This window comes from Enterococcus sp. AZ080 (assembly GCF_051714945.1).
In the GTDB taxonomy this organism is placed as follows: Bacteria; Bacillota; Bacilli; order Lactobacillales; family Enterococcaceae; genus Enterococcus_B; species Enterococcus_B pernyi.
On the sequence record NZ_JBIOSV010000001.1, the window covers coordinates 930,885 to 948,114 of the forward strand.

Genomic DNA, 17,230 nt, shown 5'->3' on the forward strand with positions numbered 1-17,230 from the left:
AAATTTGAGGAGGAATTTTTTTATGACTTACACATTACCAGATCTACCTTATGCATTTGATGCATTAGAACCATATATCGACGAAGAAACGATGCATTTGCATCATGACAAACATCACAATACTTATGTGACAAACTTAAATGCAGCAATCGAAAAATATCCTGAACTAGGCGAAAAAACAATAGAAGAATTGCTTTCAGACATGGATGCTATTCCATCTGACATTCAAACTGCTGTACGTAATAATGGTGGTGGACATGCGAACCATTCATTCTTCTGGAAAATCATGGCACCAAATGCTGGTGGCGAGCCAACAGGAGCAATCAAAGACGCAATTAACGAAACATTCGGCGATTTTGCAACATTCAAAGAAGAATTCAAAAAAGCAGCGGCAGGACGTTTCGGTTCTGGCTGGGCTTGGTTAGTACTTGAAGATGGTAAACTTGCAATCACTTCTACAGCCAACCAAGACTCACCATTGATGGAAGGCAAGAAACCTGTTCTAGGTTTAGATGTTTGGGAACATGCTTACTACTTGAAATACAAAAATGTACGTCCTGACTACATTGAAGCTTTCTGGAATGTTGTGAATTGGGATGAAGTGAACAAGCATTTCGCAGGCTAAAATAGCGTTCTTCCATTTGCCATGGAATTTAGAAAATTAACGGGGCAATGCTTGCGAGCGTTTTCTAAATTCGGTATAATGTTTTTGCAAGGGTTACTTGCAAGAACTTTTTTGGAGGCTATATATTTATGGAACACGGAACAGTAAAATGGTTCAACAATGAAAAAGGATTTGGGTTTATTACAGTAGACGGTGGAGACGATGTATTCGTACATTTCTCAGCAATCCAAGGCGATGGCTTCAAAAGCTTAGAAGAAGGCCAAGAAGTAGAATTCTCTATCGTTGAAGGTGCGCGTGGTCCTCAAGCTGCTGAAGTATCTAAATTATAAGATCATGTTGACGAAAAAAGAAGATACGGCTTTCCGTATCTTCTTTTTGTTTCTTTATTTTCTCTTTCTGGAAAAAATGGTTTTACAAGAAAAATTAGTTAATTTTGGTTATTGCCAAACATAATTTCTTTGATTTTTTGGACTAAGTGCTTATTATCTGAAGTAGAAAAATCATTGCGGATAGTAATATAAGGAATTTCATTTTCATAGCTGATTATTTTGGTGGGGGCCTCAGTTGTACGAATAATCAATTCAGGATTCAGCAATAATTCATTTGTGAAAAGGACATTCAAATACAAACCTAAATGGTTTTGTAAAACTTTTACATATAATAATTCGATACTTAAAGGATAATCACTTTCTAATTTTACTTTGATCTCTTTATCAAAAAATGTGGGTGGGGCAATGACTAAAAATGCTTCGATCTCTCGCGTATGGAGAGCTACTAGAATGTTTTAACAATATTTACTTGAACAATCACTTATAACAAATAAAAAAGACGGAGAGAACGGAGAAGTTGTTTCATTTCCGGATTTCTCCGCTTTTTTTGCTGGAAATGCTTAATAGGAAGGCATAAACAAAGTTAAAAAAACTAGTTTTTTTAATTTATTGAACAAAAAATCATAAAAATCCAATAAAACGTATAAAAAGAATCGCTTTCTTTCTTTTCTGTTTATGCGCCCTATGGTATGATAATTAAGAATTTTAAAAAAAATACATATGAATCACGAAGAAAAACACTATTTTTTAAAGTTTTATTAGGATTAAGTAGTTGGATTGCTGAATGATTGGGTGTATGAGAGAATAATCAAGAATATGTATGATAGAGGTGTAGTATGAAGCGGTGGCAAAAAGTGATATTGACTTTGTTGGGAATAGTCGTACTTCTCATCGGCGGAGTTTCAGCTTATGGAATCAAGTTTATGGGAGAGGCGAGCCAAACAGTCAATCGGATTTCAAAACAATCTGATCGTGTATCAGCAAAACGTGACGATCGAGTAAGTATTGATGATCAAGAACCCTTTTCAGTATTATTATTAGGATTAGATACAGGAGGCCTTGGACGAACAGAACAAGGGAGATCCGATACGATGATGGTCGTGACTGTCAATCCACAACAAAAGAAATCAACGATTATTAGCTTGGATCGAGATATCTATACGAATATCGTCGGTTATGGGACGGTCGATAAGTTGAACCATGCCTATGCATTTGGTGGCGTAGAGATGGCAATGGATTCGATCGAACAATTACTTGATATCCCTATTGACCACTATGTCACAATCAATTTGGATGGTATGAAGGACTTGATCGATGCAGTAGGTGGGATCGAGATCGACAATAAAATCGACTTTACTCTAGATGGCGTCCATGTTCCAGAAGGAAAACAAACAGTTGATGGTGAAAAAGGGTTGGCGTATGCAAGAATGCGGCATGAAGATCCTGAAGGTGATATCGGCCGACAAGCACGTCAACGAGAAGTTGTGACGAAAATCGTCAATAAAGTACTCAGTCTTGATGGCGTTAGCAATTATCGAAAACTTTTAGATGCGGCAGGTAACAATGTGACAACTGATTTGGATTGGGATGACATGCTAGATATCGCAACGAATTATACCTCCGCTTTCCAAACAATCAAGCAAGACCAGCTAAAAGGAAAAGATACGACGATCAATGATGTGTACTACCAAATACTAGGTCAAAATGACTTATTATCGATCCAAAATCAATTGAAAAAACAATTAGAGATCAAGCCAAGTGATACGTTGCCTAACTTAAAAAATGATAATGCCTATATGATGTTTTATGATGACTCAGAAAATGGTGAAGGAGATACCACTGCTAATACCACAACCGGTGAGACATCTGAATATTCACAAGATACGTACAATCAGTATGGCACCGATGGGTACGGTCAGCAGTCGGTCTATTCAGAAGACACCTCTCAATACTACGACCCAAATCAGTATAACCAGCAACAATATTATGACTCATATGGCGGTCAACAAAATGATCAAAGCACAGAGACTTGGACAGGCAATGGCTATTAACAAAGCTTTGTTCTTATGATTTAAACAATAAATAAAACGAGTAGATATCGAAATTTAAGGATACATCCTTAAATTTCGATATTTTTTTAGTTTTTTAAGTTATGTTATTTTTATTTTGTTTTAAGTGTTTTTCTTATAACGGAAAATAATTTAAAATGATAGATAGATTTTATTTGATTACAGAAATGTCTTGAAAATGTTTGTTTATCAGATTTTTTTACGTTAATTTATTCAAAACAGAGTAGTTTTATATATTTTTATTTTTATACTCAAAATTAAAAAACGCTAATTCTTATTTAAAAATGTTATATTTTTAGTTTTTATTTGTTATGATATCGTTGTGCAAGAGGGAAATACATAGCACGAGATAAAATTGTTGATGGGGGATATACATACTAATGAAAAGAAATGTTCGTCTAAAGAAATTATTGGCTGGCGCTGCATTATGCAGTCTGCTAGTCGTACCATTGTTTTTGAATGAACAACAAAGTGCAGCAACAGAACAAACAATCAAAACAACACCTGATTTTGGTGTAGGTCAAGGTATTGAATGGCCAGAACAAGTCGTTGCACCATTTGTTGATATGACAGCTTATACATCAGGTACAGAGTTGTCGAATAATGGCGCGTTGAATCTAGCGGCAATTGCAAAGGAAACTGGGAAAAAATTCTTTAATTTAGGATTCATGCAAGCGAAAGGAATCAAAGATGGTAAGATCGATTGGGCATGGGGCGGATTTGCCGGATTGAGTGAGAATGACAGTGATCAATGGCAATATGAAGGTATCAAAAAAACAATTCGTGAATTAAGAGTGGTTGGTGGAGATGCTGCTGTTTCATTTGGTGGACTGAACACAGGTGCTTTCTGGGAAGTCAGCCATGATGAAGATATGCTTTATGATGCTTATATGGAAGTGGTTCAAGGATATGGCTTTACTCGTGTAGATTTTGACGTGGAAGCAGGGGCGATGGGCTATACAGAAAACTTACTCAATGCGAAAGCAGTCAAACGACTACAAGATACTACAGGAGTACAAGTAACGTTGACATTACCTGTTATGCCGACTGGTTTGATTTCGACTGGACTATCCGTATTGCAAGCTTATTTAGAAGCAGGTGTCGATTTGACCAATGTCAATATTATGACGATGTGTTATGGTCCGAGCGTCATTGATTATGCACAAGGATCATTAGATGCGGTCGACAATACAATGGTCCAATTGAAGAATCATTATCGCCAATATGCTGGTATCACTTTGACTGATGAAGAAGCGTATACAAAATTAGGTACAACTCCTTCGATTGGTTTTGAGAACGAACAACATCCGTACTTCACGACAGAAATGTTCAATCAAGTTGTCGAACATGCAAGAGAACGTAAAATTGGTATGGTTTCTTATTGGTCGATGAACCGTGATGCAAAAACAGATGGTGGACAAGGACAAATAAAGAACCAATTTGAATTCTTAAAAGTGAGTGAAGCATTTGCTGAAGGTAATGAGGGCGGCGGAAGCGAAACTCCGGAAGATAAAGAAAAACCGTCTGTTCCGACAAATCTTTCTGTTGGGGACATTACAAAAAATAGTGCGCATATCAACTGGACGGCGGCGACTGACAATGACCGTGTGGCAAAATATAACGTGAGATTAGTAGGGAATGGACAAACGATCAATGTTACGACTACTTCTCTTTCATACGCGTTTGCAAACTTAAAAGCCGATACAGAATATATGGTAGAAATCAATGCAGAAGATCGTTCTGGAAATATTTCGGATACGGCAAAAGTTGCATTCACAACTTTAGCGGATGTAGTAGATTCAGAGGAGCCGGGAGAACCTGGTGAACCAGGGGAGGCACCTGCATGGGAGGCGACAAAGGTTTATTTAGGTGGAGAAGTTGTATCTTATAAAGGTGCTTTATATCGCGCTAAGCATTGGACGCAAAACAATGTACCGAGCGAGTCAGGCCAATATGGTCCTTGGGAATTGATTTCAGGAACGCCAGAAGGTGGCGATGAGATCGCCGCGTGGGAAGCGAATAAAGTTTATGTACAAGGAAATCGAGTGATGTATAATGGGATCGTTTATGAAGCGCAATATTGGACACAAAACAACAAGCCAAGCGAAGCTGGATTGTACGGTCCTTGGAAACAGGTTGGATAAAACATTCGAATAATAGAATCATATAAAAAAGCTACGTGAGCGATCACGTAGCTTTTTTAAATCATTGTTGTGTGATTCATTCTAGTACGTTGTTATTAGTTAAAACCTATCGATTAATTCAAAATAAAAATCGCGTAATTCAAGATAGATGCAAAAAATACCCATAAATAGTAAGGAATCGTCAACCACATTGCTGTGCGATTGTGCAGCCATAAATGATAGACCAAAGCTGTTAAGAAAATCATTAATAAAGTGATATCGATTGCTGAAATCAAAGTATTTCCAAGGTTGAAGAATAAAGCTGACCATAAAAGGTTGAAGATGAATTGAATAGTAAAGAGCCACAGTAGTTTAGAGCGGTGTTTTTGATTTTGTGTATTTAGAATAAAGTACAAAGAAATGCCTATTAAAATGTAGAGGACCGTCCACATAGGACCAAAAATCCAACTAGGTGGTGCAAAAGCTGGGAGTTGTAACGAGTAATAATATTTTCCTGGATTGCCGCTAAGAATGCCAGATAAAAATCCCAAAGCAACGATTCCGATAATGCAAACCCACAAACGATAATCTTTTAATCGATTGATAGTGTATACCATAACAAAAACTCCTTTCTTTAGACAGTTTAACATAATTATTTATAACAGCACCTATTTATGGCTTGTGATTTATTAAGTTATTTTAAAAAATGTTGATATAGCGTACATATTGACCGAAATAAATTAGTGACGAGGTGATTAAATCGGTGATAAAAGCTTTTTTAGGTTGATTTTTAAACGTTGTTGCAATACCGAACATTTTTGTTTTTACTTTTTTATTTAACTATAAAACGGGGATAAAACGATTAAATAACCTTAATTTCTTTTTTGTTTTCGTTATATTATTTTGAGTTATCTGATATTATAAAATTTGTAATCGATTACGAACAAGGAAATGAATTAGTTGAATGGGGAGAGTTTGGAAAATGAAGAAAAAAAGTGTAAAAAGATTATTAGCTGGAGCAGCATTGTGTAGCTTATTAGTTGCACCGTTGTTTTTAAATGAAGAGCAAGGAGCGGCAACAGTGCAAACAGTTCGCGCAACACCTGATTTTGGTGTAGGTCAAGGAATCGAGTGGCCAGAACAAGTCGTAGCGCCATTCGTAGATATCACGGCGTATACTTCAGATGAAGTACTGTCAAATAAAGGTGCCTTGAATATGGCAGCAATTGCTAGAGTAACAGGTCAGCGTTTCTTTAATCTAGGGTTTATGCAAGCTAAAGGGATCAAAAATGGGAAACTTGATTGGGCTTGGGGAAGCTTCAATGGATTGAGTGAAAGTGATAGTGACCAATGGCAATATGAAGGAATCAAGCAATCGATCCGTGAGTTAAGAGAAGTAGGCGGAGATGCAGCTGTGTCATTTGGCGGATTAAATTCTGGTGCCTTCTGGGAAGTAACGCAAGATGAAGATATGCTTTATGATGCTTACATGGAAGTTATCCAAGGTTATGGTTTTACACGTATTGACTTTGACGTAGAAGCTGCTGCTATGGGGTACCACGAAAATTTAGCAAATGCGAAAGCAGTAAAACGATTACAAGATGCAACTGGGGTTGACGTGACGTTGACATTACCAGTTATGCCTACAGGATTGATCTCAACAGGATTATCTGTCTTGCAAGCTTATTTAGAAGCGGGTGTTGACTTAACTAACGTGAATATCATGACGATGTGTTATGGATCAAGTGTTACAGACTATGCGCAAGGTTCGTTAGATGCGGTAGACAATACAATGGTCCAATTGAAAAATCACTACAAACAATACGCTGGTAAAACATTAACGGATGAGCAAGCTTATGCAAAATTAGGTACGACTCCTTCTGTAGGATTTGAAAATGAACAACATCCTTACTTTACAACAGATATGTTCAACTTAGTTGTACAACATGCCAAAGAACGCAAAATCGGTATGGTCTCATACTGGTCAATGAATCGTGATGCCAGAGTAGATGGCGGACAAGGGCAAGTGAAAAATCAATATGAATTCTTAACTGTGGGTCAAAGATTTACAGATGGTTCTGAGATGCCTGAAGATACACAAAATCCATCAACACCGACAAATGTAGGTTCAGATTTCATTACGACACAGCGTGCGCGTATCAATTGGACGGCATCAACGGATAATGACCGCATTGCTCGTTATAACCTTAAATTAACTGGTGCAGGCGAAACAGTATCAGCGACAACAATGGCTGTTTCTCATACCTTTGAAAACTTGAAGAGCAATACGACTTACACAGTTGAAGTGATTGCAGAAGACCGTTCTGGAAATGTTTCGGATGCAGCAACTTATACTTTTACTACGCTTGAAGAATCAGAATCTACTCTGCCCGCTTGGGACCCTGCAACAGTTTACTTAGGTGGAGAGCGTGTTACATATGAAGGGCTGATCTATGAAGCGAGACATTGGACACAAAACGATATTCCAAGTGAATCTGGTCCTTATGGTCCATGGAGACTTGTGACTAAATAATCCGGCGATTTCTTATTACTCCATAGATAAAATGATAAATCGTAAAAATTATTAATAACTTCTATTGTAAAATGATATTTAAGTTATTATTTATATAGATGTGTAAAAGAAGAGAGTCTTAAATAAGCTCTCTTCTTTTTGTTGGAAAAACAATATATATATTGAAACATTAAGAAAATATTAAGTGTACAATAGAAACATTTAGGTGATTAACTATCCTTATTGCTAGTTAAATCCTATTAAATCAATCTTTTTATTAGATGTTTTAAATTAGCTTATCTGCGATAAAGTTATAAAAGCATAATGTTTGTTTTTATTTTAGAAAACGTTTACAATAAACCTATCAAATATAGGAGGTTCAGTTATGAAAAAGTTTAGTATTATGATGTTCGTAGGAATTGTTATGTTAGGTTTGTTTGGTTTTGGTACATCTGGTTATGCACATGGTTATGTAACATCTCCAGGGAGTCGTGCCTATTTCGGTACAGCAGCTGCAGGTAATTTGAATCAAAACGTTGGGCGCGCACAATGGGAACCACAAAGTATTGAAGCGCCTAAAAATACATTTATTGATGGAAAAATCGCAAGTGCAGGTGTTAGTGGGTTTGAACCATTAGATGAACAGACAGCAAATCGTTGGCATAAAAGTGTAATTAATGCTGGTCCTTTGAATATCACTTGGAACTTAACTGCACAACATCGTACAAGTACTTGGGATTACTATATTACAAAACCAGGTTGGAACCAAAATCAACCTTTGAAATTCAGCGATTTTGAATTGATTACAAAAATCGATGATAAAGCAACAGTTCCGCCAAAAACAGTAAATCAAACAATTACTGTTCCTCAAGATAGAAAAGGCTACAACGTGATTTTAGCTGTTTGGAATATTTCAGATACAACAAATGCGTTCTATCAAGTAATTGATGTCAATGTTCAATAGAAAAACCTTGAAGAGAAACCTTTTTAACTGATCATATAAAGAACACCTATGAAGTGACTCTCATTTTCACTTCATGGGTGTTTATTTGTATGTTCGAACCATTTAAAATCAATAGGACGAGGTTCGATGATGATCCCATTTTTTGGCGAACTTCAGGTTGTATTGTATGATAGAAATAAGGATACCAAAAGGGAAGGGTTACGGAGGAAATCAAATGAAAAAATTTTTACGGAAAAAAAAGAAAAACAAAGAATCGATTGAAGATACTGTAATCGAAAACGAAGAAACAAAAGTAGAAGAAACATTGGAGCAAACACCTGAGGAACAAAAGGAATTTGCTTCCTTTTTCGCTGAAACAATGAAAAGACTTCCTCAAAAAACAACCGCAGCTATTTTACGAAATTTTGATTCGTCAAAAAGCAAAGCGGAACAAACATTAGCAAAGAGTAAAACACAATTCGATCGTTTATTTGAAGAATTCTTAAAAGGGGTAGATGAACCCTTACGTAGAAAATGCCATGCAACGATTCATGCGGCCTCTTTGACAGCGGCGATCATCGGTTGTTCACCGATCCCTTTTTCAGATGCTTTTTTACTTGTACCAGTTCAGCTAACGATGATGGGACGTCTCCACAAGTTATTTGGACAATCATGGTCTGAATCATTAGGTAAAAGTGTCTCAAAAGAGTTGATCGTTGTTAGTTTAGGTAGAAGTGCAGTAGGGAATATCATTAAGATCATTCCGGCAGTAGGTACAGTGGCTGGTGCAGCGATCAACGCAACAGTCGCTAGTACGATCACCGAATCATTAGGCTGGATCACAGTAAAAATGTTGAATGATGGCGAAGATATTTTTGATGATGTCATGTCTTTCAAAGGGCAAGTTCAAACACTTTTTACTTTATTGAAACGAAAAAAACAAATGAAATAAGGTTTAATCAGAAATAATCGGATAAAAAAATAAGCATTGACCTCGGAAATAGTTTTGACTATTAAGTAAAGGAAAATGCTTATTTTTTATAAGGATTCTGGCTGGCGCTATTGAATTATTTTTTTGTTAATTTCACGACGACTTCACAACGTGCTGTCTGAGGGAACATGTCGACAGACTGTAGATACTCGACGTGAAATACTTTCGCTAATTGGACGAGGTCCCTTGCTAAAGTCGAAACATTGCAAGAAATATAAACTAATTTTTGCGGTGGGTTTTTTAAAATTGCTTGGACCAACTGCTCATCCAAACCAGTACGTGGCGGATCAACAATGATCCCATCCGGACGAAAGCCTTTATTCAACCACTTTGGTAAGAGCTCTTCTGCCGTACCCACTTCATAACGAGTATTCTCATAGCCTAATCGTTGTGCGTTTTTCTGTGCATCTGAAATGGCTTGGGGGATGGTATCCATTCCGCGTACTTCTTTTGCTTTGTTTGCCACACTCAAACCAATTGTCCCAACACCACAATAAGCATCTACGATCGTTTCTTCTGGTTGGATGGCTAAAGCTTTGATTCCCTCACCGTATAAGACTTCTGTTTGTTGAGGATTCAACTGGAAAAAGGCACGAGGTGAAAGATCAAAAGTTACTTCATTGATCCGTTCCTCAATGGCTTCTTTTCCCCAAAGGTGTTTTGTTTCGTCACCCATCACGAGGGAGGTTTTTAAAGGTTGCACGTTTTGCATGATCGAAACGACTTCAGGGAGTTGCTGATTGATCTCACGAATCAGGGCATTTTTTTGTGGGAATTTTTGACTCCTGGTGATAAAGACAACTTGTAGCTCACCTGTCTGTATACCCACTCGAACCATGATCGTGCGGAAAATTCCGCTATCCGCACGTTCATCATAAATCGGTAAATCATATTTATTCAATAAATCGACGACTGTATTCATCACTTTTTGTGTCGCAGGCTCTTGCACTAAACAATCAGTAATTGCCACTAAGTCATGAGAATTGGCTTGATAGAGTCCAGCTTCGATTTTGTCTGTCTGTTTATTTTTTCTCAATTGAAATTGCGCTTTGTTCCGGTAACGCCATGGATCCTCCATTCCAATCGTTGGTAAAAGTGGATACTCACGATAACCGGCGGGTTTGAATTTTTCTAAAGCCTGCAAAAGCAAATCTTTTTTGAAATCGAGTTGTGCATGGTACGCTAAATGTTGCAATTGGCAACCACCACATTCATAGTAGACTGGACATGGAGCAGTCACACGGTCACTACTTGTTTTTTTGACTTTAACGAGTTGTCCTTCGGCATAGCGAGGGGTCGCTTTGGTGATCTTCACTAGGACTTCTTCTTTAGGAAGGGCATACGGAACAAAGACGATCATGCGTTTAAAGTAGCCGATTCCTTCTCCGTTGATCCCTAAACGTTTGATTTTTAATGTGATCGTTTGGCCGTTTTTAACAATTGCTTCTGGCATAGGTATCTCCCTTTTTATCATTATGTGGCTATATTCTAACATATTATAGCGAAAGTTGGGGATTTTCTATGTTATGATAGGAATATATGTTCGAGGAGGGATAGTTTGCTTTCTATTGCAAGAATCAGTAAAGGCAAGGGGCCTTTTTATCAGATCAATCTATCAGATGGCGAAACACTACAAGTATCAGAAGATATTTTAGTACGCTATCGTTTATTAAAAGGACAAGAATTGACAGAAGATAAATTAGCTGAAATCAAAAAAAGTACAGGTTATGATTTTGGTTTACAACAAGCATTAAATTATTTGAGTTACCAATTACGAACGGAAAAAGAAATTCGGATCTATTTAAAAGATAAAGAGATCGGACAAGAAGATCGTCATAAAATCGTTGAAAAACTAAAAGAATTAGGTCTTGTTGACGATTTGACGTTTGGTGAAAGTTACGTCCGAACGAATATGCGTTTGAGTGACAAGGGACCAAAAAAATTAGCACAACAAATGCAACAAAAAGGGCTATCACCAGAAGTGATCGAGCAGTCTTTAAGCCAGTACCCATTTGAAGAGCAAGTAGAAAATGCACGGCAAACAGCGGAAAAGACTTACGAAAAAAATCGTGCCAAAAGTCAAAAGGATCTATTACGGAATATCCAACAGAAATTGATGACAAAAGGATTTACCAATGATGTGATCCAAGAAGCGATGCAAACCTTACCTCAAGAAACTGATCCAGAAGTTGAATATGAGCTTTTAGTACAACAAGGAGAGAAGATCTGGCGTAAGAATAGTCGCTTTGAACCTCAAAAGAGAAAGATGAAAGTAAAGCAGAGTCTCTATCAAAAAGGCTTTGATTTTGAGATGATCCAGCGCTTTATTTTAGAAAAGGAAGAAGAAGCAAGTGAGTAGAGAATGGGAAAACTGGTCCTTAGAAAAAACAAAAGAATTTCAAGAACGTTTTATTGAATGGTATGAGCTTGAAAAGAGAAATCTCCCTTGGCGTTACAATCAAGACCCTTATCGTATTTGGATATCAGAAATCATGTTGCAACAAACCAGAGTCGATACAGTCATTGATTATTTTTATCGCTTTATGGAGTGGTTCCCAACCATCGAAGCGTTGGCGCAAGCACCCGAAGAAAAACTGTTGAAAGCTTGGGAAGGCTTAGGTTACTACTCACGGGCCAGAAATATTCAAGCTGCTGCAAAACAAATCATGGAAGATTTTGACGGAAAGATGCCACGAACACCGGAAGAAATCAGTACATTAAAAGGGATCGGTCCTTATACGACAGGGGCAATCGCAAGTATTGCTTTTGGGCTACCTGAACCAGCGATCGATGGAAATGTCATGCGTGTGGTTAGTCGGCTGTTCTGTATTGAAGAAGATATTGCGAAAGCATCGAGTCGCAAAGTGTTTGATCAAGCCATGCGGAAAATCATTGACGAAGAGCATCCGGGTGAGTTCAATCAAGCATTGATGGATCTTGGCTCAGCAATCTGCACGCCGACCTCGCCTAAATGTGAGGAATGCCCAATCCAAGCATTTTGTTTAGCAAAAGAAAAAGGGATCCAAACCGCCTATCCTGTCAAAACAAAAAAAGCAAAGCCGCGAGATGTTTATTATGTTTGTGCAGCGATTGAAAACGCAGAAGGTGCATTTTATTTTGAACAACGAGATCAACAAAAATTACTGGCTGATATGTGGACATTTCCGATGGTAGAAGTAACGAAAGAGGTATACGAAAAACTAGAAGCAGACTGGCAACCTAAGAACGAAATCAGTTTGTTCGATGAGGTTTTAGTCGCTGAAGAAGGTGCTTCAGTATTGCCTTTTGCTCATGCGGACAAAATCGTATGGCAAAAAAGGCATCTAGGGGAAGTGACGCATATCTTCAGTCATTTGAAATGGCATGTTTTATTGTTTTATGGTCGGTTGCCTAAGACTGAAAAAGACCTATCTGAGACTGGCAAACAGACGCAGTGGCTGATACCAGAAGCATTTGAACAAGTGGTTTTCCCAAAAGTACAAATGAAGCTAGTCGAGCAGTTGGATAAAAATCGAAACAATAGTAATCCTTTCTAGGCAAAGATGATTTTTATTGCTATAATAATTACGATGTCGGTGTAATGAACACCCCAACACAAAGCACAAAATGTTGCTAAGGAAGGATTGCGATGGGAGTTCCAAAAGAAGGAGAGTTTGTAACGATCCAAAGTTATAAACACGACGGCAAATTGCATCGAACGTGGCGCGATACCATGGTATTGAAAACAAGCGAACATTCAATGATCGGTGTCAATGATCATACTCTTGTAACAGAGTCTGATGGACGACGTTGGGTGACGCGAGAACCAGCGATTGTATACTTTCACAAAAAATACTGGTTCAATGTAATAGCAATGATCAGAGAAAAGGGGGTTTCCTATTATTGTAATCTGGCTTCACCTTTTTTATTAGATGATGAAGCATTAAAATATATTGATTATGACTTAGATATCAAGGTTTTTCCTGATGGCGAGAAGCGCTTGTTAGATGTCGATGAATATGAAATGCACAGTCAAATGATGAATTATCCAAGTGATATTGACTTCATTTTAAAAGAAAACGTGAAGATTTTGGTTGACTGGATCAATAATGGAGATGGCCCATTCTCAGAAGGCTATATTGATATTTGGTATGACCGTTACAAGCAATTGTCGCAAAAGTAAACGAAAACAGTAAGTAAGTGAAGGAATCTTCATCTTGCTTACTGTTTTTACTTGGATGCTTCACAAGTTTTTTTTCATGTTGAGATGTTGGATGCCCGCATCTTCGAAGACTTCACCGTAGGCTTGATAATCAAGCTTCTCGTAAAAAGGAATAGCAGTCAGTTGAGCGCCTAATTTTATCGTATCAAATCCTTGTTTTTTAGCAAAAGCCTCTGCTTCTCTTAGCAAGACTTGCCCCAAACCTTGTTGACGGTATTCAGCAAGGATTGCCATACGTTGGACTTTTATCTGGCCATTTTCGAGTGGCAGTAAACGAACAGTACCTTGCGCCTCCTGTGCATCTGTATAAAGGACGAAATGGATACAATGCGCTTCATCCTGATCGATTTCTCTCTCAAAGGGAACACCTTGCTCGACAACGAAGACTTGGTTTCTGATACGTACAGCATCGAGATAGATCGGACTCATCGTATCTTTTGTATGAACTACTTTCATCAAATAGCCACCTTTCTTTTCAGTAGTATACTGTAAAGTGATCGGAATGGAAAGTGCATAAAATAAAATCAAAAATAACAGATTTTTTCAAAAGAATGTTATATACTATCATAAAAAAGGAAAGAAGTGAATTATTTGTTCGATAAGTTAAAACAATCAAAGTTGATGTTCTGGTCATTTGAATTGCTGATTTTAGCAACATTGATCTTAGTCTCCTCGAAAATCAGCTTTGTCTTCCAACCAATCGGGACATTCTTCTCCACATTATTTGCACCAGTTTTGATTGCTGGTTTTTTATATTATATTTTGAATCCAATCGTTGGATTATTGATGAAAACAAAAATGAAACGGATCTGGGCAGTAGCAATTGTACTGTTATTGTTAGTTGCCGCTCTGGTCTGGATCTTGTTAAGTGTCATCCCAAGTTTAGTCCAACAAATATCTTCCTTGGCCTCTAACACGCCGAACTTTATTCGCCAAGTAGAGACTTGGTTAGCAGAAGTTGCACAATGGTCCGTATTCAAAGATGTCGATATCAATAAATATTTTGAACAACTGGATATTTCATATGGCACGATCATCCAACAATTTCTGAGTGGCTTATCTAATAGCTTAGGTTCGATCGTTGGAACGATTGCTTCAGCGACCATCGTTATTATTACCGCGCCGTTTATCTTGTTTTACATGTTGAAAGATGGCGAAAAACTTGTACCGAACATCAAACGTTTCTTTCCAGAAAAACGAAGAGAACAAATCGTCGAGTTGTTAGGACAGTTGAATAAAACGTTAGCTAATTATATTAGTGGCCAAGCAATCGAATGCTTATTCGTTGGTACATTCACCTTTCTAGGTTACTTTGCTCTAGGCGTAGACTATGCCTTCCTTTTCGGAGTAATTGCTGGATTGACCAACCTCATTCCTTATTTAGGCCCATATTTAGGTTTAGCTCCTGCCTTTTTAGTGACAGTATTCAATGATCCATTCAAAGCATTGCTATGTTGTGTAGTCGTTTTGATCGTTCAGCAACTAGATGGAAATATCATTTATCCGAATGTCATTGGTAAATCATTGAAGATCCATCCACTAACGATCATTATCGTTTTACTTGTTGCGGGAAACATTGCCGGTTTACTAGGGATTTTTCTAGGTGTACCTTTTTATGCGATCTGCAAAACAATCATTTCTTATGTCGTCAAGATCGTAAAAGAAGATAAACAAAACGAGAACAAGAAAAAAATCGCGACGACTCTTGAATCTTAATGATCGAATGGCTATTTTTATTGCAAAGAAAATCGCTTTATGATACCATTTTAACGTGGCTACCTTTAGCCACGTTTTTTTCTTTAAAAAAATAAAAATTTAAATGAATAAGGAGAGAATGCGATTATGAATGCTGACCCTGAGAGTCAGTCGCTGTTAGCGCAAATTTTATTATTGATCATTTTGACATTGATCAATGCTTTTTTAGCAGCTTCCGAAATTGCAGTTGTATCGATCAATAAAAATCGGATCGAACAAAAAGCGGAAGAAGGAGATGTTAAATCTAAAAAGCTTTTAAAAATATTGCAGAACCCAAATAACTTCCTATCAACTATCCAAGTAGGAATCACTTTGGTCAATATTTTATCTGGTGCATCTTTAGCTAATACTTTATCCGTAAGATTAGCCCCACTACTAGGTGGCGGTGCCGCAGCAAGAAGTATTGCAAATATTATCGTACTGGCTATTTTGACCTATGTTTCGATTGTTTTTGGAGAATTATACCCGAAAAGGATCGCTTTGAATAAATCAGAAGAGGTAGCGAATTTTACCTCAGGTATGATCCGAATGATCGGTGTCGTAGCGAAACCTTTCGTGTGGCTGTTATCTGCATCTACCAGCTTGCTGGCACGGATAACACCAATGACTTTTGACGATGAAGATTCAAAGATGACCCGCGACGAAATGCGGTATATGCTTGAAAACGAAGGGGTATTGAACAACGAAGAGTTGGAAATGCTTCAAGGTGTCTTTTCCTTAGACACAAAAGTTGCAAGGGAAGTAATGGTTCCTCGAACAGATGCTTTTATGATCGACATTAATGACTCCATTGAAGAAAATGTCAACGAAGTACTATCGGAGAATTACTCAAGGATTCCTGTTTATAATGAAGACAAAGATAAAGTTGTCGGAATCCTTCATACGAAAAATTTATTAAAAGCTGCCCATAAATTTGGGTTCGAAAACTTAGAGATAAAAAAAATCATGCAGGAACCACTTTTTGTTCCAGAAACGATTTTTATTGATGATCTATTGTATGAAATGAAAAAAACACAAAACCAAATGGCGATCCTATTAGATGAATATGGCGGAGTCGTAGGTTTAGTGACCTTGGAAGATCTACTTGAAGAAATCGTTGGAGAAATCGATGATGAATCAGATGAAGTAGAAAATCTCTACGAACAAGTCGGTGACTATGAATACATCATTCAAGGTCGAATGCTGATCGATGAATTCAATGAGGCGTTTGAAAGTAATCTCCACATGAGTGATGTGGATACGATGGCCGGCTACTTGATCACAGCTTTAGGCATGATTCCCGATGAAGGAGAAAAACTTTCATTTGATGTTGAAAACATTACCTTGATTTCTGAAGAAATGGAAGGTTCTAGAGTACTCAAAATTCGTGTGATCTTCCATGATCCAGAAGAAATAGAAGCTGAGCCTGAAGAAGAACGTCGCTATTTCAAAAAAGATTTTGAAGACGACGAACCACGAAGATAAAGCACCTTCGATGATCTTTTAACGAAACGAAGAGCGGATATATTACTTGCTTTCTGAAGTGATGTATCTGTTCTTTTTTTGGAGATATCAAATGAAAAGAAAAAGTAAAACTGTTTCGCTTACTTTTTCAAATTGAATATCCATGCTATACTATTTGAGTTGAAGAAAAGGATAGAGGAACTATCGAATAGTCGAAGGGGTTCTCTTTTATGAAGCAA

At 37.4% G+C, this 17,230-nt stretch carries 15 protein-coding genes; 12 read left to right on the forward strand and 3 right to left on the reverse strand.

Going from position 1 to position 17,230, the window contains the following annotated elements; genetic code table 11:
- Nucleotides 1-22 precede the first annotated feature (22 nt).
- From IGK01_RS04365 to IGK01_RS04380, 4 genes are all read left to right on the forward strand, one after another.
- Nucleotides 23-625 (forward strand): superoxide dismutase, encoded by a 603-nt coding sequence (locus IGK01_RS04365; RefSeq protein WP_010735911.1) that lies wholly within the window; start codon nucleotides 23-25, stop codon nucleotides 623-625.
- Nucleotides 626-753: 128 nt separating this feature from the next.
- Entirely contained in the window at nucleotides 754-954 is a 201-nt protein-coding gene (locus IGK01_RS04370) for a cold-shock protein (protein WP_010735910.1), read from the forward strand.
- 836 nt (nucleotides 955-1,790) lie between these two features.
- Nucleotides 1,791-3,005 (forward strand): LCP family glycopolymer transferase, encoded by a 1,215-nt coding sequence (locus tag IGK01_RS04375; RefSeq protein WP_438840516.1) that lies wholly within the window; start codon nucleotides 1,791-1,793, stop codon nucleotides 3,003-3,005.
- Between the two features lie 398 nt (nucleotides 3,006-3,403).
- Entirely contained in the window at nucleotides 3,404-5,167 is a 1,764-nt protein-coding gene (locus IGK01_RS04380; protein WP_438840517.1) for a carbohydrate-binding protein, read from the forward strand.
- A 113-nt stretch (nucleotides 5,168-5,280) separates the two neighbouring features.
- On the opposite strand, the gene IGK01_RS04385 is transcribed toward IGK01_RS04380, so the two are convergent.
- A complete protein-coding gene (locus IGK01_RS04385) occupies nucleotides 5,281-5,763 on the reverse strand; it encodes a TspO/MBR family protein (RefSeq protein ID WP_010735901.1) in 483 nt (160 codons plus the stop codon).
- A gap of 365 nt (nucleotides 5,764-6,128) precedes the next feature.
- Between IGK01_RS04385 and IGK01_RS04390 the strand changes: the two genes are divergently transcribed.
- The 3 genes from IGK01_RS04390 to IGK01_RS04400 all read left to right on the forward strand — a co-directional run bounded on the left by IGK01_RS04390 (nucleotide 6,129) and on the right by IGK01_RS04400 (nucleotide 9,553).
- A complete protein-coding gene (locus tag IGK01_RS04390; RefSeq protein WP_438840518.1) occupies nucleotides 6,129-7,679 on the forward strand; it encodes a fibronectin type III domain-containing protein in 1,551 nt (516 codons plus the stop codon).
- 364 nt (nucleotides 7,680-8,043) lie between these two features.
- Nucleotides 8,044-8,622: a lytic polysaccharide monooxygenase gene (locus IGK01_RS04395; protein ID WP_010735899.1), complete on the forward strand. Its 579-nt coding sequence runs from the start codon at nucleotides 8,044-8,046 to the stop codon at nucleotides 8,620-8,622.
- 214 nt (nucleotides 8,623-8,836) lie between these two features.
- Nucleotides 8,837-9,553 carry a YcjF family protein gene (locus tag IGK01_RS04400; RefSeq protein WP_010735897.1) on the forward strand — a complete coding sequence of 239 codons (717 nt, stop codon included), beginning with the start codon at nucleotides 8,837-8,839 and terminating at the stop codon, nucleotides 9,551-9,553.
- A 115-nt stretch (nucleotides 9,554-9,668) separates the two neighbouring features.
- Here the strand turns inward: IGK01_RS04400 and rlmD are convergent, their stop codons facing one another.
- Entirely contained in the window at nucleotides 9,669-11,045 is a 1,377-nt protein-coding gene (rlmD, locus tag IGK01_RS04405; RefSeq protein WP_224434613.1) for a 23S rRNA (uracil(1939)-C(5))-methyltransferase RlmD, read from the reverse strand.
- Nucleotides 11,046-11,150: 105 nt separating this feature from the next.
- Here rlmD and recX point away from each other — a divergent pair, with 105 nt between their 5' ends.
- The 3 genes from recX (at nucleotide 11,151) to ntdP (ending at nucleotide 13,754) form a co-directional block, all read left to right on the forward strand.
- Complete coding sequence (gene recX, locus IGK01_RS04410) at nucleotides 11,151-11,951, forward strand: recombination regulator RecX (RefSeq protein ID WP_349520054.1); 801 nt, start codon at nucleotides 11,151-11,153, stop codon at nucleotides 11,949-11,951.
- On the forward strand, nucleotides 11,944-13,128 hold the full coding sequence (gene mutY / locus IGK01_RS04415) for an A/G-specific adenine glycosylase (protein WP_010735894.1): 1,185 nt from the start codon (nucleotides 11,944-11,946) through the stop codon (nucleotides 13,126-13,128). Before recX ends, mutY begins: the two co-directional genes overlap by 8 nt.
- 92 nt (nucleotides 13,129-13,220) lie before the next feature.
- Nucleotides 13,221-13,754: a nucleoside tri-diphosphate phosphatase gene (gene ntdP / locus IGK01_RS04420; RefSeq protein ID WP_010735893.1), complete on the forward strand. Its 534-nt coding sequence runs from the start codon at nucleotides 13,221-13,223 to the stop codon at nucleotides 13,752-13,754.
- Nucleotides 13,755-13,814: 60 nt separating this feature from the next.
- Here ntdP and IGK01_RS04425 read toward each other — a convergent pair whose 3' ends face one another.
- Nucleotides 13,815-14,249, reverse strand: a complete 435-nt coding sequence (locus IGK01_RS04425; RefSeq protein WP_023519399.1) for a GNAT family N-acetyltransferase — start codon at nucleotides 14,247-14,249, stop codon at nucleotides 13,815-13,817.
- Between the two features lie 135 nt (nucleotides 14,250-14,384).
- Here IGK01_RS04425 and IGK01_RS04430 point away from each other — a divergent pair, with 135 nt between their 5' ends.
- Both IGK01_RS04430 and IGK01_RS04435 read left to right on the forward strand, forming a co-directional pair.
- Entirely contained in the window at nucleotides 14,385-15,509 is a 1,125-nt protein-coding gene (locus tag IGK01_RS04430; RefSeq protein ID WP_023519400.1) for an AI-2E family transporter, read from the forward strand.
- A 126-nt stretch (nucleotides 15,510-15,635) separates the two neighbouring features.
- Entirely contained in the window at nucleotides 15,636-17,012 is a 1,377-nt protein-coding gene (locus IGK01_RS04435; RefSeq protein ID WP_010735890.1) for a hemolysin family protein, read from the forward strand.
- Nucleotides 17,013-17,230 lie beyond the last annotated feature (218 nt).